Genomic DNA, 20,791 nt, shown 5'->3' on the forward strand with positions numbered 1-20,791 from the left:
CACTATTAGGGCGAATGATGGCTGTCAAAACAAATATTGACATGGTGTCAATTATGCGAGAAGGACTCTCCAGCGGGCAGGGCGTGAAGTACAAACGCCTGTCCGATGTCATGGAGCGGGGCATTCTTGAAGGCTTGATTGAACCGGGAAGAAAACTGCCGCCCCATCGGGTGCTTTCCGACAATCTGGGGGTGACCATTGGCACCATCAGTCGCGCCTACGGTGAGCTGGAACGGCTGGGGTTGGTGGTGGCGCGGGTAGGTGACGGCACCTTCGTGCGCAAGCGTGGGATGGAGCGTCAAAGGGATGAAGGCTTTCGCAACTTCAGCGACGAGCCGCGGCAATACTTTGATATGAGCCGCAACATGCATATCCCGGGGCAGGAGACCACGTTCCTCGCCCAAAGCTTCCAGACACTGGCCACCAACGCCAAGTTTTTGCAGGACATCAGCGCCTACACCCCGGACGCCGGGTTGCCGCGCTACCGTGCGGCGGGCGCGCAGTGGCTGGTGCAGCGGGATTTCCATCCGATTCCCGAGCAGGTGATTTGCGTGAACGGCGGCCAGCACGGGCTGCTGTGCGCATTGATGGCGCTATTGCGGGCCGGCGACACGGTGGTCACCGAACAGTTGACCTACCCGGGGCTGATCACCGCCGCGCGCATGCTGGGGATACGCCTGATCGGCCTGGAAATGGACGAAGAAGGGCTGTTGCCGGGGGCGCTGGATGAGGTGTGCCGCAATCACCGGGTTTCAGCGTTGTACTGCACGCCGACCATCCAGAATCCTACGACGGCGGTGCTGTCGGTCGCGCGCCGTGAGGCGCTGGTCAAGGTCTGCCGTGAACACAACCTGCTGATTCTCGAGGACGAGGCCCACGGCGTGTTGGTGGAAGATCGTCCGCCGCCCCTGAGCCATTTCGCGCCGGAACGTACAATTCTGATCAGCAGCCTGAGCAAGGCAGTGTCGGCGGGGTTGCGTGTGGGGTACGTGCATGCGCCACCGGCGCTGGTCAGCCGGATTTCCGCGGCGCTGCGCTCAACCTGCTGGATGGCCACGCCGGTGACCCTGGAACTGGCCACCCAATGGATCGAAAATGGCACGGCGGAGCACCTGCTGCACCAGCAGATCCAGGAAATCAGCCGACGCAAGGCGTTGGTGGAAGGGTTGCTGATCGGCCTGGAATATCGCACCCATCTCAATAGCCCGCACTTCTGGATCGAAGTCCCGGAGCCTTGGCGCGCGTCGGAAATCGAGGCGGAGTTGAAGCAGAATAATTACCTGATTGCCACAGCCGAAGCATTTGCGGTGGGCCAGACGGCGGTGCCGCAGTTTATCCGGGCAAGCATCTGCAACACGTCGGGGGATGATCAGCTGTTGCTGGCAGGGTTTGATGCGCTGGCGACGGCGCTGGGGCAGGGCGGGGGGAGATTCCACTTGTGAAGATAGACCCTTGTGGCGAGGGGGCTTGTCCCCCGTTGGGCGGCGCAGCAGCCCCAAACCTGCCGACGCCGTTCTGTCTGAGAGACTGCGGTGGCGTTACTGGGGCCGCTTCGCAGCCCAACGGGGGACAAGCCCCCTCGCCACAGGGGATCAGTGGTGTCTGAACAACCGGTTACTTGAACCGCCGCTCCACCCCTTTCTCCACCAGAATCTTCGCCGAAATCTCTTCCACCGAAAAATGCGTGGAATTGATGTGCGCAATATTCTCCCGGCGGAACAGATTTTCTACTTCCCGCACTTCAAATTCGCACTGCGCATAGCTGGAGTATCGGCTATTGGGCTTGCGTTCATTACGAATCGCCGTCAGCCGGTCCGGGTCAATGGTCAGCCCGAACAGCTTGTGCTGGTGCGCGCGCAGGGCGGCAGGCAGTGTCAGGTGCTCCATGTCGTCTTCGGTCAGCGGGTAGTTGGCCGCGCGAATCCCGAATTGCATGGCCATATAGAGGCAGGTCGGCGTCTTGCCGCAGCGGGACACGCCCACGAGGATCAAATCAGCCTTGTCGTAGTAGTGGGTGCGGGCGCCGTCGTCGTTGTCGAGGGCGAAGTTCACCGCCTCGATCCGCTCCATATAGTTGGAGTTGTGACCAATGGAGTGAGATTTTCCGACAGAGTATGACGAATGTTCACTTAACTCTTGTTCCAGCGGCGCCAGGAAGGTAGAGAAGATGTCGATCATGAAACCATTGGAGGTCGCGAGGATCTCACGGATGTCCTGATTGACGATGGTGTCGAAAATGATCGGACGAAATCCGTCTTTTTCGGCCGCCAGATTGATTTGTTGTACCATGGCTCGCGCTTTATCCACGCTATCGATATAGGGTCGCGTGAATTTGCTGAAGGTAATGTTTTCGAACTGCGCCAACAGGCTTTGACCCAGGGTTTCGGCTGTGATGCCGGTGCCGTCGGAGATAAAGAAAGCAGATCGTTTCATTTGAGCCTTGGGCCTTAAGCTGATGACGAATCTTGGATATGATAGGCGCGATTTTGCCGTCCCGCAGTGGGCCGCATTCTCACTTATTTTCCAGGTCCAGGCCACAAACGCCGGTAACCGCTCCTACTGAGCCGCCGGCGTCCTGAGCTTTTCCAACACAGAAAGTGGAGAGATCACCTTGGTAGAGTACGTAGTTTCCCTCGATAAGCTCGGCGTCCATGATGTAGAGCACGTAGGGGGCAAGAACGCATCCCTGGGCGAGATGATCAGTAATCTTGCGGGCGCCGGTGTATCGGTTCCAGGTGGTTTTGCCACCACCGCCCAGGCTTACCGTGATTTCCTCGAGTTGAGCGGCCTCAACGATCAGATCCATGCCGCCCTCGATGCGCTGGACGTCGATGACGTCAACGCCCTGGCCAAGACCGGCGCCCAGATCCGTCAATGGATCATGGAAGCCGAGTTCCCCGAGAAGCTCAACGCCGAGATCCGCACCGCGTTTGCCACGCTGTCGGCCGGTAACCCGGACATGGCCGTCGCCGTGCGCTCCTCGGCCACCGCCGAAGACCTGCCAGACGCCTCCTTCGCCGGTCAGCAAGAAACCTTCCTGAACATCCGCGGCGTGGAAAACGTGATCCGCGCGGCCAAGGAAGTGTTCGCCTCGCTGTTCAACGACCGCGCCATTTCCTACCGTGTACACCAGGGTTTCGACCACAAGCTGGTGGCCCTGTCTGCCGGTGTGCAGCGCATGGTGCGTTCGGAAACCGGCACGGCCGGCGTGATGTTCACCCTGGACACCGAGTCGGGCTTTCGCGACGTGGTCTTCATCACCGGCGCCTACGGCCTGGGCGAAACCGTCGTACAAGGTGCGGTGAACCCGGACGAATTCTACGTCCACAAACACACCCTTGAAGCCGGCCGCCCGGCCATCCTGCGCCGCAACCTGGGCAGCAAGGCGATCAAGATGATCTACGGCGACGAGGCCAAGGCCGGTCGCTCGGTAAAAACCGTTGATGTCGACAAGGCCGAACGTGCGCGTTTCTGCCTCACCGACGCCGAAGTCAGCGAATTGGCCAAACAAGCGATGATCATCGAAAAGCACTACAAGTGCCCGATGGACATCGAATGGGCCAAGGACGGTGACGACGGCAAGCTGTACATCGTTCAGGCCCGCCCTGAAACCGTGAAGAGCCGCACCTCGGCCAACGTCATGGAACGCTACCTGTTGAAAGAAACCGGCACCGTACTGGTGGAAGGCCGTGCCATCGGCCAGCGCATCGGCGCCGGCAAGGTGCGGATCATCAAGGACGTGTCCGAGATGGACAAAGTCCAGCCAGGCGACGTGCTGGTCTCCGACATGACCGACCCGGACTGGGAACCGGTGATGAAACGCGCCAGCGCCATCGTCACCAACCGTGGCGGGCGTACCTGCCACGCGGCGATCATCGCCCGTGAGCTGGGGATCCCGGCAGTGGTCGGTTGCGGCAACGCCACCCAACTGTTGAAAGACGGCCAGGGCGTGACTGTGTCCTGCGCCGAAGGCGACACCGGCTTCATCTTCGAAGGTGAACTGGGCTTCGACATCAAGCAAAACTCCATCGACGCCATGCCGGACCTGCCGTTCAAGATCATGATGAACGTCGGCAACCCGGACCGCGCCTTCGACTTCGCGCAGTTGCCGAACGCTGGTGTGGGCCTGGCCCGCCTGGAGTTCATCATCAACCGCATGATCGGCGTGCACCCCAAGGCACTGTTGAACTACGACGGCCTGCCGCCGGACATCAAGGAAAGCGTCGACAAGCGCATCGCCGGCTACAACGACCCGGTGGGCTTCTACGTCGAGAAGCTGGTGGAAGGCATCAGCACCCTGGCGGCGGCGTTCTACCCGAAAAAGGTCATCGTCCGGCTGTCGGACTTCAAGTCCAACGAATACGCGAACCTGATCGGCGGCAAGCTCTACGAGCCGGAAGAAGAAAACCCGATGCTGGGCTTCCGGGGCGCCTCGCGTTACATCAGCGAAGCCTTCCGCGACTGCTTCGAGCTGGAATGCCGCGCCCTCAAGCGCGTGCGCAACGAGATGGGCCTGACCAACGTCGAAATCATGGTGCCATTCGTGCGCACCCTGGGCGAGGCGAGCCAGGTGGTGGACCTGCTGGCTGAAAACGGCCTGTCCCGTGGCGAGAACGGCCTGCGCGTCATCATGATGTGCGAGCTGCCGTCCAACGCCATCCTGGCTGAAGAGTTCCTGGAATTCTTCGACGGCTTCTCCATCGGCTCCAACGACCTGACCCAGCTGACCCTGGGCCTGGACCGCGACTCGGGGATCATCGCCCACCTGTTCGACGAGCGTAACCCTGCGGTCAAGAAGCTGCTGGCCAACGCCATCCAGGCGTGCAACAAGGCTGGCAAGTACATCGGGATCTGCGGCCAAGGCCCTTCCGATCACCCCGACCTGGCCAAATGGCTGATGGAACAGGGCATCGAAAGCGTCTCGCTGAACCCCGATTCCGTACTGGAAACCTGGTTCTTCCTGGCTGAAGGTCAAGCTCAGGCGTAAGACGCAACCTCAAAAAGTGCCGGTCAATCGTTAGGGTTGGCCGGCATTTCTCATTCTGTACAGGGCGGAACTCCTTCCGGACGCCGCCCTTTTTTGTGCAAGAGCATTATGCAAAGCAGCAGCAACCTGTTTCCTGTCGCCTTGATCAGCGCTGAGCGTCGTGGCGACCTGAGTGAAGATGTGTATCGCCTCAAGCCCGGCAACAGCCCTGACGGCACCGTCGAGCTGGCCGTGACCCGCCTGGGCCTGGCCGATGTCCCGGAAAACCGGGGCGTGCCGGTGGTTTTGTTGCATGGCAGTTTCTCCAACCGACGCTTTTGGTATTCGCCCAAGGGGATCGGCTTGGGCGCTTACCTGGCGCGCGAGGGGTTCGACGTCTGGATCCCGGAAATGCGCGGCCACGGGCTGTCCCGACGTAACCACGACTACGCCAAAAACCGCGTTGCCGACTATGCTCGCTACGACTTGCCGGCCATTGCTGCCTTTGTGCGTGAGCAAAGTGGGCAGATTCCCCACTGGATCGGGCATTCCCTGGGTGGCACAACCCTGGCTGCGGCCCTGGGTGGGCAGCACCTTGGCGCGCCGGCAGTGGCCTCGGTGGCGCTGTTTGGCTGCCAGGTCAGCCGTACCCATTGGCCGTTGAAACTGCCACCGTTGGAATGGACCGGTCGCCTGCTCTTGAAACGCTTTGGCCAATTGTCTGGCTCGCGGCTGAAGCGCGGCCCCGAAGACGAACCGGCAGGTGTGCTGATTGAAGCCATGCGCTGGAATGGCCTGTTCGGCCGCTTTGGCGAAGGGAAGCAGGATTGGTGGAAAGGCCTGGCAGCGGTCGACGTGCCGCTATTGGCGGTGAGCGCTGCCGGCGATCACCAGGACCCGGACTGGGCCTGTCGCAAACTTTTCGAGCAAGTCGGCTCCGAGCATCGCCAGTACCTGTGCCTGGGGCGCCGGCAAGGGTTCAGCGGGGATTTCGGGCACGTCGAGATGCTCGTCAGCAAGGCTGCCCAGGCTGAAGTGTGGCCGTTGGTGAGGCGTTGGCTGAAAGATCCGCTTACACCTTTGGCGGGGGCGCAGTCGCAGGAACTTGCTGTGGTTTGAGCGCAAGGCTCTATCAGGGGCGTTTCGCTTGTTTGCCGTAGCGGCTAAGATATGACGCGTTGGGTGGTTCTGGTCATATTCAGTCGCGCAGTGGGTCTTGCGTTGCTGTCGGATGGGCCTGACTATTCGGCCCGGATTAAAGAACCTTCATGGCAAAGCGTTTCCAGATGTAAGTAAACAGTGGGATGTTTGACACTTTCTTTCACCTACAGGAGTTTCTCGATGAACCATTACCTTACCCCCGACCTGTGTGACGCCTACCCGGAGTTGGTGCAGGTGGTTGAGCCGATGTTCAGCAATTTCGGCGGCCGAGACTCCTTTGGTGGCGAGATCGTGACCATCAAGTGCTTTGAAGACAATTCCCTGGTCAAGGAACAAGCCGAACTCAATGGCGCCGGCAAGGTGCTGGTGGTCGACGGTGGTGGTTCCCTGCGCCGTGCGTTGCTGGGCGACATGATTGCCGAGAAAGCCGCGAAAAACGGCTGGGAAGGGCTGGTGATCTACGGCTGCATCCGCGATGTGGACGTGATTGCCCAGACCGATTTGGGTGTACAGGCCCTGGCCAGCCACCCGATGAAGACAGAAAAGCGTGGTATCGGCGATTTGAACGTGGCGGTGACCTTCGCTGGCGTGACCTTCCGCCCGGGTGAGTACGTGTACGCCGACAATAACGGTGTGATCGTCTCCCCCAGCCCGCTGAAAATGCCTGAATAAATAGCAGTAGCCGACAGGGGTGAGGATGTTCGAGGAAGAAAACGCGCAGTGGGGGCTGGTGCATGCCCTGGTGCTGGACGGTAAGGGTGGTGCGCGTTCGATTGCCCGGACAGAGCTTGATGAGCTGCAACTGCAGCCTCAGGAAAGCCTGTGGCTGCATTGGGACCGTAGCCATCCCCAGACCCAGACCTGGTTGCGCAAATCCAGCGGCTTGAGCGAGTTCGCGTGTGACCTGCTGCTGGAGGAAAACACCCGCCCACGCCTGTTGCCGCTGCCGGACGCCGAACTGCTGCTGTTTTTACGCGGTGTCAACCTGAACCCCGGCGCCGAACCGGAAGACATGGTCTCGGTGCGTATCTTTGCCTCGGCGGCGCGGGTGATTTCCCTGCGCTTGCGCCCGTTACGTGCAACGGATGAGCTGCTGGTGCAGTTGGCGGATGGCAAGGGGCCGAAAACGTCGTCGGAACTGGTCCTTTATATGGCGCAGTACCTGACCAACAAGGTCCAGGATCTGGTCAGTGATCTGTCCGAAATCGTCGATATCGAAGAAGAAAAACTGGATGCCGACGAACGGTATACCCCGGAGCATGGCAGCGTTTTGCAGATCCGTCGGCGCGCCGCCGGGCTGAAACGTTTCCTGTCGCCGCAGCGGGATATTTTTGCGCAGTTGACCCGGATCAAACTGCCCTGGTTCTGCGACGACGATGCTGACTACTGGAACGAATTGAACAACAGCCTGACCCGTTACCTGGAAGAGCTGGAATTGGCCCGGGAGCGCGTGGGGCTTGTGCTTGAGACCGAAGACCGGCGTTTGAGCCTGCGCATGAACCGCACCATGTACCGCTTCGGGATCATCACCGGGATCTTCCTGCCGATGAGTTTCCTGACCGGTTTGCTGGGGATCAATGTGGGGGGAATTCCGTTCTCTTCCAGCCCTTACGGGTTCCTGATTGCCTGCCTGATGATGGTCACGGTGGCGGTCGGGCAGTGGTGGTTGTTTCGACGTTTACGTTGGGTCTGACCTGAATGTGACCTGAACGTGGAAAGAGGTCATGTGACCCGAAGAATTTTACCCTCGTCTTTTAAATCACTTGCGAGAGGTTTTTATGCACGATCCGTTCGAACAGTCTTTGCGTGACATGCTGAATGCTTCGCCGTCCAACCGGGACGACGATGCTTGCCTGGGTCGCGTTTTGAAAACCGCCAACCGCCAGGTCGGGGCGGGGGACCTGTTCGGTCTGCTCGGCCGCTGGTTGCCGGCATTGATGATGGCCCTGAACAACGGTTCGGCCCATGTTTCACCGGTTTCCCGTCGTAAACCTCTTGCTCGCACTGCTGATAAGGCTGAATGAATATGGAACTCGATCTCTGGACCCAGAGTCTGGTAACTGCAATGACTGCGCTGTGGACCAAGGTGGCGAATTTCATTCCCAACCTGTTTGGTGCCCTGGTGGTGGTACTGCTGGGTTTTGTCGTGGCCAAGCTGCTCGACACCCTGCTCTCCAAATTGCTGGCTAAACTGGGTCTCGATCGACTGATGGGCGGTACCGGCCTGACCAAGATTCTGGGACGTGCCGGGCTGCAAGTGCCGATCTCGACATTGATCGGCAAGATCGTTTATTGGTTTGTTTTGCTGATTTTTCTGGTTTCTGCGGCTGAATCCCTTGGACTTGAGCGAGTTTCAGCTACGCTCGACATGCTGGCGCTGTATTTGCCGAAGGTATTCGGTGGCGCGCTGGTGCTGCTCGTAGGGGTTTTGCTGGCGCAACTGGCCAATGGCCTGGTGCGCGGCGCGGCTGAAGGGGTAGGGCTGGATTACGCCAGCGGCCTGGGGCGAATCGCTCAGGGCCTGGTGATTATCATCAGTATTTCGGTCGCGATCAGCCAGTTGGAGGTCAAGACTGACCTGCTGAACCATGTGATTGTGATTGTTTTGATTACCGTTGGTCTGGCCGTTGCGCTGGCCATGGGACTGGGAAGCCGGGAAATTGCCGGGCAGATTCTTGCGGGAATCTATGTGCGTGAGCTGTATCAGGTTGGGCAACAAGTGCGTGTGGGCGAGGTCGAAGGGCAGATCGAGGAGATCGGCACGGTTAAGACAACAGTGCTGACCGACGATGGCGAACTGGTGTCGCTTTCGAATCGGATCCTGCTGGAACAGCATGTGACTAGCCGCTAACCCGGCAAACCCTGCTAATGTACGCCGCCGCAAACCTGGGTATCCAGGCTGAGGCGGACATTGACCTGACTGTCGGCACGACTTGTTTTGAATAAAGCCCAAACGCTGTCCACGCGCTATGACCCCCGTGAGCTCTCTGATGAGGAGTTGGTCGCGCGCTCGCACACGGAGCTGTTTCACGTAACACGCGCGTACGAAGAATTGATGCGCAGGTATCAACGCACTCTGTTCAACGTTTGTTCAAGGTATTTAGGGAACGATAGAGATGCGGATGATGTCTGTCAGGAAGTGATGCTCAAGGTGCTATACGGCCTGAAGAACTTCGAGGGCAAATCGAAGTTCAAGACATGGCTTTATAGCATCACGTACAACGAGTGCATCACGCAGTATCGGAAGGAACGGCGAAAGCGTCGCTTGATGGACGCTTTGAGTCTGGACCCCCTTGAGGAAGCGTCTGAAGAGAAGGCGCCAACCCCGGAAGAAAAGGGCGGACTCGATCGCTGGTTGGTGCATGTGAACCCGATTGACCGGGAAATTCTGGTGCTACGATTTGTCGCAGAGCTGGAATTTCAGGAAATCGCTGACATCATGCATATGGGTTTGAGTGCTACAAAAATGCGTTACAAACGTGCTCTTGATAAATTACGTGAGAAATTTGCGGGCAGTACTGAAACTTAGTGCGTGGCAAATATCTCTTACGTGTAGGCAAGTTCTGTTAGACTTGTCGCCGAGTTGTCCCCCGGTATGTGGGACTGCTTTACAATCACCAGATGGGGATTTAACGGATGAAACTGAAAAACACCTTGGGCTTGGCCATTGGTACTCTTATTGCTGCTACTTCCTTCGGCGCTCTGGCACAAGGTCAAGGCGCAGTTGAAGGCCAGCTGTTCTACAAAAAGCAGTTCAACGATAGCGTCAAGCATATCGAAGACGGCTACAATCCTGGCGCAAGCATCGGTTACTTCCTGACCGACGACGTGTCGATCAACCTGAACTACGACACTACCAACCACACCCGTTCGAACGACGGTACCGGTAGCCAGAAGATCAAGGGTGATACCGGCAGCGTTACTGCCCAGTACCACTTCGGTCAAGCTGGTGTCGACTCCCTGCGTCCATACGTAGAGGGCGGTTTCGGCCACCAGAGCCGTACCAACGTAGAAGCTGATGGTCACAAAGGTCGCGATCAATCGACCCTGGCTATCGCTGGCGCTGGTGTGAAGTACTACTTCACCGACAACCTGTTCGCACGTGCTGGTGTTGAAGCTGACTACGCACTGGACAACGGCAAGTGGGACTACTCCGCACTGGTTGGTCTGGGCGTAAACTTCGGCGGCAACGCTGGTAAAACTGCTCCAGCTCCTACCCCGGCACCAGCTCCAGAGCCAGTTCCAGAGCCAGAAGCTCCGGTTGCTCAGGTTGTTCGTGTTGAGCTGGACGTGAAGTTCGACTTCGACAAGTCGGTTGTTAAGCCTAACAGCTACGGCGACGTGAAAAACCTCGCTGACTTCATGAAACAGTACCCACAAACCACCACCGTTGTTGAAGGTCACACTGACTCCGTCGGTCCTGACGCTTACAACCAGAAGCTGTCCCAGCGTCGTGCTGACGCTGTTAAGCAAGTCCTGGTCAAAGACGGTATTGCTCCTAACCGTGTAAGCTCGGTTGGTTATGGCAAATCCCGCCCAGTTGCTGACAACGCAACTGAAGCTGGCCGTGCTATCAACCGTCGCGTAGAAGCCTCGGTAGAAGCACAAGCAGCTCAGTAATTACTGAGTTGTAGAAAAAAGCCCGGCTTAGGCCGGGCTTTTTTTCGCCTGAAATTTGCCTCAGGCAGTCGCGCTGGCCAGAGCCTCAACCGCCTGTGCCGGCTGGACAACCTGGCCAATCACCAGGATTGCCGGGCTCTTGAGCGAAAATTCGTGCGCATCGTCCTGCATCCGGGCAAGGCTGCTGCGGCACTCACGCTGCTGTGGCAACGAGGCGTTTTCGATCATCGCCACCGGCATGTCATCGCTCATGCCACCCTCCAGTAACTGCTGTCGAATCTCCCCCAGCTTCGCCACGCCCATATAGATCACCAGCGTCGTGCCGCCCTCGGCCAGTCCTCGCCAATTGAGGCTGCTGTCGTCTTGCGTGTGGGCCGTGACCAGCGTGACGCCACGGCTGACTCCGCGCAACGTGAGCGGAATATCACAGTGAGTGGCCCCGGCCAGTCCCGCCGTAATGCCGTTGACCAACTCCACCTCCACCCCTTGTTGCCGGAGCCATGCCGCCTCTTCGCCGCCACGACCAAATATGCACGGGTCGCCACCCTTGAGCCGCACCACGCATTTGCCTTGGCGGGCATAGCGCAACATCAGGCGGTGGATAAATGCCTGGGGTGTGGAACGGCAGCCGCCGCGTTTACCCACGGTGATCAGCCGTGCAGCGGGGCAATGCTCCAGTAGCGCCGGGTTGACCAGATCATCGATCAGCACCACATCGGCTTCCCGCAGGGCTCTCACCGCCTTGAGTGTCAGCAGCTCCGGATCGCCGGGGCCTGCGCCCACCAGCCAGACTTTTGCGCTCACATGCTTTCCTCACACCGTGATTGCGATTGGCTGCGTGCCACTCGCCAACAGCCGTTTTATTTCCGGCACACAGGAGCCGCATTGCGTGCCGCAACCCAGCTCCTGTTTCAGCCCATTCAGGTCCAGGCCCCGGGCAATCCCGGCGCAGACCGCGCTTTCGCTGACGTTCTTGCAGTTGCACAACGTCTTGTGACGGGTCGAACCGCCCCCGGGTGGCGCACTCAATGGCGCCAGCAGCCAGCGTCGTAATGGGTCATCGGTACGACCCTCCAGCCACAGGCTTTGCAACCAGTGGCGAGCCAGGGTTTCGCCGGCGAGGCGGATCGCGGTGATGCGGCCCTTTTCGATTTTTACCCGCTTGCCAATGGAGCGCCGCGGGTCGTCGTAGGCCATGACCGGGCCGTCATTGAGGCCCAGCAATTGGTCGATCTGCTTAAGCAGTTCAAGGGCGGGCGCCTCGTGATGTGCTGCACGAATCAGCAGCGCGGGCCGCTCCCGGCCAGTCAGGCTCAGGCTGACGTAGGCAAAGCCCTCACACAGCGGGCGCAACGCTTCGAAGTGTTGCTGCACATCGCCTTCAATCAGCGCAAACAAATGCCAGGGCAGTTGCACCGCCTCCAGGCGTACGCCGCTGTGTTTGAGTTCCGGCTGTTTGGACAGCGGGTCGAACGCCGGCTGGGTGAGCGCATTCACACCGCCTTTGAGAAAGCGATCGCCCCAGTGCATTGGCAGAAACGCCTGGCCGGGACGTACGCTGTCATCGCTGTCGACGGCCACAATTACGCTGCCGCGCCGGCTTTTCAGGCTGATCAGGTCGCCTTCCTTCAAGCGATACCGGCGCAGTTCATCCGGGTGCAGGCTGACCAGCGCTTCACTGACATGCCCGAACAGCTGCGCAGCGGTGCCGGTGCGGCTCATGCCATGCCATTGGTCCCGCAGGCGTCCGGTGATCAGGGTCAGCGGGAAGCGCGCGTCACGCTGCTCCTTGGCGGCGCGATAAGGGTCGGCCACAAAGTGCGCGCGGCCCGTCTCGGTTGGAAAAACACCATCGGTATACAGGCGTGGGGTGCCGCTCACCGCGTTGGCTGGAAATGGCCATTGCTGCGGGCCGATCCGGTCGAGCAGGGCGTGACTGATGCCCGACAGGTCCAGGTCGCGTCCACGGGTCAGCAGTTTGAATTCATCAAAGATCTGCGCCGGCTGCTCAAAGGCAAAAAGACCCGGTTTTCCGGGACAAAGACGTCGCTCCAGGCGCTGGGCAAAATCCACTGTGATTGCCCAGTCCGGCCGAGCTTCCCCGGGTGGGGTAATGGCCCGTCGAACGTGGGAAATACGCCGCTCGGAGTTGGTGATCGTGCCTTCTTTCTCGCCCCAGCTCGCCGCCGGTAACAACAGGTCGGCGAAACGCGCCGTCTCGGTTGTACGAAAAGCTTCCTGCAGCACCACGAACGGACACGCCTCCAGGGCCTGGCGCACGCTGTTCTGGTCGGGCAGGGATTGGGCAGGGTTGGTGCAGGCAATCCACAGGGCCTTGATCTTGCCGGCCTGTATCTGTTCAAACAGCTCGATGGCGGTCAGCCCGGTGCTGGCAGGCAGTTGTTCTACACCCCAATACGCGGCCACTTCTGCCCGATGTTCCGGGTTGGACGCCTCGCGATGGCCGGGCAGTAATTTCGACAAGCTGCCGGTTTCCCGCCCACCCATGGCATTCGGCTGACCGGTCAGGGAGAAGGGACCGCAGCCGGCGCGGCCAATGGTGCCGGTTGCCAGGTGCAGGTTAATCAAGGCGCTGTTCTTCGCGCTGCCCGCCGTGGACTGGTTAAGCCCCATGCACCACAACGACAGAAAACTCGCCGAGGTGCCGACCCATTCCGCGCACAGGCGCAGTTGCTCGACACTGATGCCGCACAGCTGCGTGACCATGTGTGGCGTGTAGTCGTGAACCAGGCGTTTGAGCTCGACCAGGCCGTCGGTGTGGGCCTGGATAAAGTCGCGGTCGATCCAGTCCTCCCACAGCAACAAGTGCAAGATCCCATGGAACAACGCGACATCCGTACCCGGCAAAATCGCCAGGTGCAGGTCCGCCAAGTCGCAGGTGTCGGTGCGCCGGGGATCAATCACCAGCACTTTCATCTGTGGCCGACGGGCTTTCGCTTCTTCCAGGCGTCGGAACAAAACAGGATGCGCGTAGGCCATGTTACTGCCGACGATCATCACGCAGTCGCTCGACTCCAGGTCCTCATAGCTGCACGGCGGCGCATCGGCGCCCAGGCTGCGCTTGTAGCCGACCACCGCTGAAGACATGCACAGCCGCGAGTTGCTATCGATGTTGTTGGTGCCCACCAGCGCCCGCGCCAGTTTGTTGAAGCTGTAGTAGTCCTCGGTCAGCAACTGCCCGGAGATATAGAACGCCACGCTGTCCGGCCCGTGTTCAGCGATGGTCTCGGCGAACACATTCGCCGCGTGTTCCAGGGCGGTGTCCCAATCGGTGCGGCTGCGAGCCAGGCCTTTGCCCAGCCGCAGTTCCGGGTACAACGCGCGGGCCGCGAGGTCGCCGGTCAGGTGCAAGCTCGACCCCTTGCTGCACAGCTTGCCAAAGTTGGCCGGGTGGCTCGGATCACCGCTGACGCCGAGGATCTGCGAGCCGTCATGTTCGATCAGCACGCCGCAGCCGACCCCGCAGTAGCAGCAGGTCGAAGCGGTGGTCTGGCGGTTCATCAACCGGCGTCCCGCAGCGCCAACATCACCCGACCGTTTTCCACGCGGGCCGGGTGGTGATGGGCGCAACCAATGTCCGGTGCCTGGGCCTCACCGGACGCCAGGTCGATCTGCCAGTTATGCAGCGGGCAGGCCACGCGTTTGCCGTAGATCAGCCCTTGGGACAGTGGCCCGCCCTTGTGCGGGCAGCGGTCGTCGAGGGCGAACACTTCGTCGTCACTGGTACGAAAAATCGCGATGTCGCCTTTTGGCCCGGTGATGATGCGCGAGCCCAGGGCGTTGATTTCTTCGAGGGCGCAGATATCCAGCCAGTTCATGCCGGCACCTCCAGCAGTTTGACGGGGATGGTGTCGAATTCCTTTTTCAGCAGCGGCTGTTCCAGGCGTTCTTTCCACGGGTCCTGTTCGAACGACAGGGAGAATTGCAGGCGTTCATTGAGCGCCTGGCGCCGCGCCGGGTCTTCCAGCACGGCCTTCTTGATGTGCTCCATGCCCACCCTTTGCAGGTAGTGCACCGTGCGCTCCAGGTAGAAGGCTTCTTCCCGGTAAAGCTGTAGGAAAGCGCCGTTGTATTCGCGCACTTCTTCGGCGGTTTTCAACTTGACGAAGAACTCGGCGACCTCGGTCTTGATCCCGCCGTTACCGCCGATGTACATCTCCCAACCCGAGTCGACGCCGATAATTCCCACGTCCTTGATCCCTGCTTCCGAGCAGTTGCGCGGGCAACCAGACACCGCCAGTTTGACCTTGTGGGGCGACCACATATTGAACAGGTCGTGCTCCAGTTCGATCCCCAGTTGCGTGGAGTTTTGCGTACCAAAGCGGCAGAACTCACTGCCCACGCAGGTCTTCACGGTACGGATGGATTTGCCGTAGGCGTGGCCGGACGGCATATCGAGGTCTTTCCACACACCGGGCAAATCCTGCTTCTTGATGCCCAGCAAGTCGATGCGCTGCCCGCCGGTGACCTTGACCATCGGCACGTTGTACTTGTCTGCCACATCGGCGATGCGCCGCAGCTCCGAGGGATTGGTCACGCCGCCCCACATCCTCGGGACGACCGAGTAGGTGCCGTCTTTCTGAATATTGGCGTGGGCCCGTTCGTTGATCAGGCGCGATTGCGGGTCGTCTTTTGCCTCGCCGGGCCAGGTGGAAATCAAGTAATAGTTGAGTGCCGGGCGGCAAGTGGCACAGCCGTTCGGGGTGCGCCAGTTCAGGTAGCTCATGGTGCCGGCGATCGTCAGCAGGTGCTGGTCGCGGATGGCCTGGCGAATCTGCCCGTGGTTGAGGTCGCTGCAGCCGCAGATGGCTTTTTCGCTTTTTGGTTTGACGTCTGCCGCGCCGCCTACGGTGTTGATCAGGATCTGTTCCACCAACCCGGCGCAGGAGCCGCAGGAACTGGCGGCCTTGGTGTGCTTCTTCACGTCGTCGACGCTGAACAGCCCGTGTTCCTGAATCGCCTTGACGATGGTGCCCTTGCACACGCCGTTGCAGCCGCAGACTTCGGCGCTGTCGGCCATGCTCATGGCTTTGTCCTGGCCTTGATGGCCTACATCGCCGATGGCGTTTTCGCCAAACATCAGGTGATCGCGGATCTCGCCAATAGCGTGGTTCTCACGGATCTGTCGGAAATACCAGCCACCGTCAGCGGTGTCGCCGTATAGGCAGGCACCGACGAGGATGTCGTCCTTGATCACCAGCTTCTTGTAGACACCGCCAATCGGGTCGGAAAGGGTGATGGTCTCGGTGCCTTCGCCACCCATGAAGTCGCCGGCGGAGAACAGGTCGATGCCGGTGACTTTCAGTTTGGTCGAGGTCACCGAGCCCTGGTAGCGTGCGAAGCCCAGCTGCGCCAGGTGATTGGCGCAGACTTTGGCCTGCTCGAACAGCGGTGCCACCAGGCCGTAGGCGATACCGCGATGGCTGGCGCATTCGCCGATGGCATAGATGCGCGGGTCGTAGGTTTGCAGGGTGTCGTTGACCAGAATCCCACGGTTGCACGGGATGCCGGATTTTTCCGCGAGTTCGGTGCTGGGGCGGATGCCGGCGGCCATTACCACCAGGTCCGCCGGTATCACGTCGCCATTTTTGAATTGCACCGAGCCGACGCGACCGTTGCCAGCGTCATGCAACGCCTGGGTTTGTTCCTGCAGGCGGAACACCAGGCCACGGCTCTCCAGTTCGGTTTGCAGCAGTTGGCCGCTGGTCTTGTCCAGTTGCCGTTCCAGCAGCCACTCGCCGATATGCACCACAGTCACGTGCATGCCGCGCAGCATCAGGCCGTTGGCAGCCTCCAGGCCCAGCAGGCCGCCGCCGATCACCACGGCGTGCTTGTGGGTCTTGGCGGTGTCGATCATGGCCTGGGTGTCGGCGATGTCGCGGTAGCCGATTACACCCTGCAACGTATTGCCGGGGATCGGCAGGATAAATGGCGTGGAGCCGGTGGCGATCAGCAGGCGATCGTACTCGGCCTCGCTGCCGTCTTCGGCGATGACTTTGCGTTTGACCCGGTCGATCTGCACCACTTTGCGGTTGAGCAGCAGCTTGATGTTGTTATCGAGGTACCAGCTCAAATCATTGAGCACGATCTCTTCGAAGGTCTGCTCACCGGCCAGCACCGGCGACAGCAGGATGCGGTTGTAATTGGTGTGGGGTTCAGCGCCGAAGACGGTGATGTCGTACAGGTCGCTGCTCAGCTTGAGCAATTCTTCAAGGGTGCGAACCCCGGCCATGCCGTTGCCGATCATCACCAGTTTGAGTTTCTTCATGTCGTTCTCCGCAGTGGCTCGACAAATCGTGCGCAACAAAAAAAGGCGTCCCCGCTACGCAAGTAGCGAGGACGCCTTTGTCCTGGTCCCGTTCTCTCGGGAAGCTCGACCTTCGACGTTGAAGGCGCGGCTATATGTGTGTTGATGGGAAAGCTAATGCAGTGGTTGTGCCAAGTAGCGGTTTGGCCTGATTTGTTGAGCCCGGCGTCCAAATATCGAGGAATTTCGCCTCTTAGTGGTGCAACAGCCAGTACAACAGCACCAGATTGATCAGCAACGACAGCACGGCCAAGGTTTGCCAGACCTTGAGCGGTTCGCGCTCCAGCAGCGGTTTTGGCCGCATGCTCAACTCGCGTCGGTCTGCCTGCTCCAGCACCCGCAACCACTCCTCGGCGGTTTCGTAACGTTGTTCAGGCTGAGCGGCGACTGCGCGTTCCAGGCTCTGTTGCAACCCGTCGGGCAGGTCGGGGCGGTAACGGCTGGCGCTGACCGGCGTGGTGAACCTGGGGCGTTGGAATGCTTCGATTTCGCCGTAGGGATAATGCCCGGTCAGCAGGTAATACAAAGTCACGCCGACGCTATACAGATCCTGCTGCGGCGTAGGGCGTTCGCCATTGAAGGCTTCCGGCGCGATAAAGCTCGGCGTGCCTGGCAACAGGTGCGCGCGATCCTCGGAGAGCCCGGGGCAGTAGGCCAGGCCGAAGTCCAGCACGCGCAATTCGCCATCGTCACCCAGCAGCAGGTTTTCCGGCTTGATGTCGCGGTGCAGGATCTGCCTGCGGTGCAGCAGCCCGACCGCGCGCAACAGGCGCTCGGTCAGGGATTGCCACTGCGCCAGGGGTAATGGGCCCTGGTGTTTGAAGAGTTCGGCCAGGGTTTGCCCGGCGTATTCACGCATCACGTAGTACAAATGCTGACGGCCGCTGGCCGGATGGACTTCAGGAAACGCGCGGCCAGCGACCCGGCGCAGGAACCATTCCTCCGACAGCAGGGCCTGGGCGGCGAACACGTCGTCGTCATGGCTGACCGGCAAGGTCTTCAGCAACCAGGCCTGTTGCTGGGCGTCGCGTACCCGATAGAGCAGGGACTGACGACTTTGCCCCAGCAGCGCTTCCACCTGCCAGCCTTCGAAGTGTTGCCCGATTTTGAGGGGCGGCGGCAGTGGCCATTGCTGCAACTGCACCAGTGCATCCCCGAGGGTGGCGGCGCCGAGCTGGTCGACCCGCACCAGCACAGCGCTGGCATTGTCCTGGCTGCCCGCCAGGTGCGCGGCGCTGACCAGGGTGTTCACGGCCAGGTCCAGATTTGACTGTTCCCGCAGGATCGCGCCAATGGCGTGATCCCCCAGGGTCGCCCACACGCCGTCGCTGAGCAGCAGAAAACATTCGCCCGCCCGCAACTCGCCGTCGAGAAAATCCAGCACCAGGTGTTGATCCAGGCCCATGGCGCGCTTGAGCACATGCTGCATGCCCGGTTGTTCCCACACATGCTCTTCGCTGAGGCGTTGCAACTCGCCATCGAGCCAGCGATACACCCGGCAATCACCCACATGGGCCAGGGTGAAACGCTGCCCGCGAAACACCAGGGCGCTGAGGGTGGTGAGTAGTGGCAGGCCGCCACCGTTGGCCTGCAACCAGCGATTCTGCGCCACCAGCAAGCGCTCCAGCGCCTGGGCCACGCCCCAGGTTTGCGGCGTGGCGTAGTAGTCCAGGGCCAGGGCCTGCAAGGTCGAGCGCGCGGCCAGTCCGCCATCGGCACACTGGCTGACGCCGTCGGCGATGGCACACAGATAACCTTTGCTGGCGGCCAACTCAGGGGCGGGAGTGACCAGGCGCACGGCGTCCTGGTTTTCCTGCCGTGGGCCGGTGGCGCTGGCCTGGGCGAAGCTCAGTTGCAGGGTCATCAGACGCGTGCAGCCGTCACCGCTGCCGAGCCCCAAGTGGTTCTCCAGCGACGTTTAACGCCATACAGGCCGAACCAGGCCAGCACGCCCAGGCTGGCGAACAACCACAGCGCCAACTGATAGCTGCCGGTGCTTTGCTTGATCGCGCCCATGCCCGCCGCCAGAGCAAAGCCGCCGATACCGCCGGCCATGCCGATCAGGCCGGTCATGACGCCGATCTCCCGGTGAAAACGCTGGGGCACCAGTTGGAAGACTGCACCGTTACCGGCACCCAAACCGAGCATGGTGCACACGAAAAGCGCCAGTGCTGCGTAGGAACTTGGCAGGTTGAAACCCACCGCCGCGATGCAGATCGCTGCCACGCCGTACATGCCGAGCAGGGTGCGAATCCCGCCAAAACGGTCAGCCAGCGCGCCGCCCAATGGCCGCATCAGGCTGCCACCAAACACACAGGCGGCGGTGTAGTAACCCGCAGTCACCGGGCTCAGGCCGTATTGGTCGTTGAAGTAACCGGGCAGCGCACTGGCCAGGCCGATAAAGCCGCCGAAGGTCACGCTGTAGAAGAACATGAACCACCAGCTGTCGCGGTCGCCCAGGGCTTTGAAGTAGTCAGCCATGGATTTGGCCTTGGGCCGTTGCGGGGCATTGCGGGCGAGCCAGGCGAAGACGATCAGGGTCAGGACCAGCGGGATCAGCGCGAAGCCAAACACATTGCTCCAGCCAAACGCGGCGGCGAGCACCGGAGCCAGCAAGGCCGCAAACACCGTCCCGGAGTTGCCGGCGCCGGCGATGCCCATGGCCTTGCCTTGGTGCTCGGCGGGGTACCACTGGGACGCCAGGGGCAAGGCAACGGCGAACGAGGCACCCGCCATGCCGAGGAACATGCCCAGCAGCAGGGCTTGTTCGTAGCTGTGGATCCCCAGTTTCCAGGCGCCGAAGAGGGCGCAGATGACAATCACCTGGCCAATCAGGCCGGCGGTTTTGGGCGAGAGTTTGTCGGCCAGCATGCCCATCAGGAAGCGCAGCACGGCGCCGGCCAAAATGGGCGTGGCCACCACCAGGCCGCGTTGTTGGGTGGTGAGATGCAGGTCAGCGGCGATTTGCACCGCCAGAGGGCCCAGCAGGTACCAGACCATGAAGCTCAGGTCGAAATACAGGAACGCGGCAAACAGGGTCGGGGTATGACCGGATTTCCAGAAGCTTGATTTCATCACGCACCTCAGCGGTAAAGGGGTCTTATGAGAAGGCCTGGTGATGGAACGGCTGTGGCCGCCCCACCGGCCCCGGGCTATGGGGCCAAAACGAAAAAACGCCGCCACCGGGTTCGCGTGGGCAAACCGGATGTGCGACGTCTTTGTCGTGGATGGGGCAACCGCCGTTGGCTACCTGTGGGGATTCTTTAGCAAGAGGTGGGCCAACAGGGGTTGGGTTTTTTGATTGTGTACATATCCGTTGCTGCGGTAACGGCGGCTTATGGTTCCGCTCCACCGTACCTGCTTGCGGCCATCGTGGTTAACGGGGCCCGCAGATCAAGATCAAAAGCAGATCAACAGCACGGCGGCCTGAAAGCCGACCTGAGTGTTAAAAGCCAGATCAAAAGCCAAGGCAAGTGCAGAGCTGCTTTTCTGTGGGAGCTGGCTTGCCTGCGATGCAGACAACTCGGTACATCAGATACACCGAGGCGATGCCATCGCAGCGATGCGGCGACCCGATAAGCCAGCTCCCACATTTGGACCGTGCCCGCTGTAGATTTTGATCTTGATGTTGCCTTTGCTTCACACCACTCAAGCCGGCCTGTAGGCCGCTGTGTTCTTGATCTGCTTTTGATCTTGATCTTAGGCGCCCCGTTAAA

16 protein-coding genes are annotated in these 20,791 nt (G+C 60.4%); 9 read left to right on the forward strand and 7 right to left on the reverse strand.

The window, feature by feature from the left end; genetic code table 11:
• Positions 1–17: 17 nt before the first annotated feature.
• Complete coding sequence (locus tag HKK54_RS18245) at positions 18–1,442, forward strand: aminotransferase-like domain-containing protein (protein ID WP_029616139.1); 1,425 nt, start codon at positions 18–20, stop codon at positions 1,440–1,442.
• A gap of 172 nt (positions 1,443–1,614) precedes the next feature.
• Here HKK54_RS18245 and ppsR read toward each other — a convergent pair whose 3' ends face one another.
• Complete coding sequence (gene ppsR, locus HKK54_RS18250) at positions 1,615–2,433, reverse strand: posphoenolpyruvate synthetase regulatory kinase/phosphorylase PpsR (RefSeq protein WP_010176424.1); 819 nt, start codon at positions 2,431–2,433, stop codon at positions 1,615–1,617.
• 178 nt (positions 2,434–2,611) lie between these two features.
• On the opposite strand from ppsR, the gene ppsA reads away from it, so the two are divergent.
• The 8 genes from ppsA (at position 2,612) to HKK54_RS18290 (ending at position 10,747) form a co-directional block, all read left to right on the forward strand.
• Complete coding sequence (ppsA, locus tag HKK54_RS18255; protein WP_003215003.1) at positions 2,612–4,987, forward strand: phosphoenolpyruvate synthase; 2,376 nt, start codon at positions 2,612–2,614, stop codon at positions 4,985–4,987.
• 108 nt (positions 4,988–5,095) lie between these two features.
• Positions 5,096–6,085 carry an alpha/beta fold hydrolase gene (locus HKK54_RS18260; RefSeq protein ID WP_169387396.1) on the forward strand — a complete coding sequence of 330 codons (990 nt, stop codon included), beginning with the start codon at positions 5,096–5,098 and terminating at the stop codon, positions 6,083–6,085.
• A gap of 222 nt (positions 6,086–6,307) precedes the next feature.
• The gene (rraA, locus tag HKK54_RS18265) at positions 6,308–6,799 is read left to right on the forward strand and encodes a ribonuclease E activity regulator RraA (RefSeq protein WP_010176422.1); all 492 of its coding nucleotides are present in this window, start codon (positions 6,308–6,310) and stop codon (positions 6,797–6,799) included.
• Positions 6,800–6,824: 25 nt separating this feature from the next.
• Complete coding sequence (locus HKK54_RS18270; RefSeq protein WP_003215009.1) at positions 6,825–7,820, forward strand: zinc transporter ZntB; 996 nt, start codon at positions 6,825–6,827, stop codon at positions 7,818–7,820.
• Positions 7,821–7,905: 85 nt separating this feature from the next.
• Entirely contained in the window at positions 7,906–8,151 is a 246-nt protein-coding gene (locus HKK54_RS18275) for a hypothetical protein (protein WP_003215011.1), read from the forward strand.
• A 2-nt stretch (positions 8,152–8,153) separates the two neighbouring features.
• Entirely contained in the window at positions 8,154–8,978 is an 825-nt protein-coding gene (locus HKK54_RS18280) for a mechanosensitive ion channel family protein (RefSeq protein WP_008432650.1), read from the forward strand.
• Between the two features lie 87 nt (positions 8,979–9,065).
• On the forward strand, positions 9,066–9,656 hold the full coding sequence (gene sigX, locus HKK54_RS18285) for an RNA polymerase sigma factor SigX (RefSeq protein WP_003215014.1): 591 nt from the start codon (positions 9,066–9,068) through the stop codon (positions 9,654–9,656).
• A 107-nt stretch (positions 9,657–9,763) separates the two neighbouring features.
• Positions 9,764–10,747, forward strand: a complete 984-nt coding sequence (locus HKK54_RS18290; RefSeq protein WP_010176421.1) for an OmpA family protein — start codon at positions 9,764–9,766, stop codon at positions 10,745–10,747.
• Between the two features lie 60 nt (positions 10,748–10,807).
• Here HKK54_RS18290 and cobA read toward each other — a convergent pair whose 3' ends face one another.
• From cobA to HKK54_RS18320, 6 genes are all read right to left on the reverse strand, one after another.
• The gene (cobA, locus tag HKK54_RS18295; RefSeq protein ID WP_169387397.1) at positions 10,808–11,551 is read right to left on the reverse strand and encodes a uroporphyrinogen-III C-methyltransferase; all 744 of its coding nucleotides are present in this window, start codon (positions 11,549–11,551) and stop codon (positions 10,808–10,810) included.
• 9 nt (positions 11,552–11,560) lie between these two features.
• Positions 11,561–14,269 carry a nitrate reductase gene (locus tag HKK54_RS18300; RefSeq protein ID WP_169387398.1) on the reverse strand — a complete coding sequence of 903 codons (2,709 nt, stop codon included), beginning with the start codon at positions 14,267–14,269 and terminating at the stop codon, positions 11,561–11,563.
• Positions 14,269–14,586, reverse strand: coding sequence for a nitrite reductase small subunit NirD (gene nirD, locus HKK54_RS18305; RefSeq protein WP_010176418.1), 318 nt, complete (start codon positions 14,584–14,586; stop codon positions 14,269–14,271). The genes HKK54_RS18300 and nirD overlap by 1 nt, the downstream gene beginning before the upstream one ends.
• Entirely contained in the window at positions 14,583–17,036 is a 2,454-nt protein-coding gene (gene nirB, locus HKK54_RS18310; RefSeq protein ID WP_169387399.1) for a nitrite reductase large subunit NirB, read from the reverse strand. The genes nirD and nirB overlap by 4 nt, the downstream gene beginning before the upstream one ends.
• Positions 17,037–17,268: 232 nt before the next feature.
• On the reverse strand, positions 17,269–18,939 hold the full coding sequence (locus HKK54_RS18315; protein ID WP_169389304.1) for a bifunctional protein-serine/threonine kinase/phosphatase: 1,671 nt from the start codon (positions 18,937–18,939) through the stop codon (positions 17,269–17,271).
• Positions 18,939–20,150, reverse strand: a complete 1,212-nt coding sequence (locus tag HKK54_RS18320) for a nitrate/nitrite transporter (RefSeq protein WP_010176415.1) — start codon at positions 20,148–20,150, stop codon at positions 18,939–18,941. The genes HKK54_RS18315 and HKK54_RS18320 overlap by 1 nt, the downstream gene beginning before the upstream one ends.
• Positions 20,151–20,791 lie beyond the last annotated feature (641 nt).

This window comes from Pseudomonas sp. ADAK13, from assembly GCF_012935715.1.
Lineage (GTDB): Bacteria > Pseudomonadota > Gammaproteobacteria > Pseudomonadales > Pseudomonadaceae > Aquipseudomonas.

Coding starts and splice junctions, on each gene's coding strand:
- HKK54_RS18245 (WP_029616139.1), top strand. CDS start 18: ATGGCTGTCAAAACAAATATTGACATGGTGTCAATTATGCGAGAAGGA.
- ppsR (WP_010176424.1), bottom strand. CDS start 2,433: ATGAAACGATCTGCTTTCTTTATCTCCGACGGCACCGGCATCACAGCC.
- HKK54_RS18260 (WP_169387396.1), top strand. CDS start 5,096: ATGCAAAGCAGCAGCAACCTGTTTCCTGTCGCCTTGATCAGCGCTGAG.
- rraA (WP_010176422.1), top strand. CDS start 6,308: ATGAACCATTACCTTACCCCCGACCTGTGTGACGCCTACCCGGAGTTG.
- HKK54_RS18270 (WP_003215009.1), top strand. CDS start 6,825: ATGTTCGAGGAAGAAAACGCGCAGTGGGGGCTGGTGCATGCCCTGGTG.
- HKK54_RS18275 (WP_003215011.1), top strand. CDS start 7,906: ATGCACGATCCGTTCGAACAGTCTTTGCGTGACATGCTGAATGCTTCG.
- HKK54_RS18280 (WP_008432650.1), top strand. CDS start 8,154: ATGGAACTCGATCTCTGGACCCAGAGTCTGGTAACTGCAATGACTGCG.
- HKK54_RS18290 (WP_010176421.1), top strand. CDS start 9,764: ATGAAACTGAAAAACACCTTGGGCTTGGCCATTGGTACTCTTATTGCT.
- HKK54_RS18300 (WP_169387398.1), bottom strand. CDS start 14,269: ATGAACCGCCAGACCACCGCTTCGACCTGCTGCTACTGCGGGGTCGGC.
- nirD (WP_010176418.1), bottom strand. CDS start 14,586: ATGAACTGGCTGGATATCTGCGCCCTCGAAGAAATCAACGCCCTGGGC.
- nirB (WP_169387399.1), bottom strand. CDS start 17,036: ATGAAGAAACTCAAACTGGTGATGATCGGCAACGGCATGGCCGGGGTT.
- HKK54_RS18315 (WP_169389304.1), bottom strand. CDS start 18,939: ATGACCCTGCAACTGAGCTTCGCCCAGGCCAGCGCCACCGGCCCACGG.
- HKK54_RS18320 (WP_010176415.1), bottom strand. CDS start 20,150: ATGAAATCAAGCTTCTGGAAATCCGGTCATACCCCGACCCTGTTTGCC.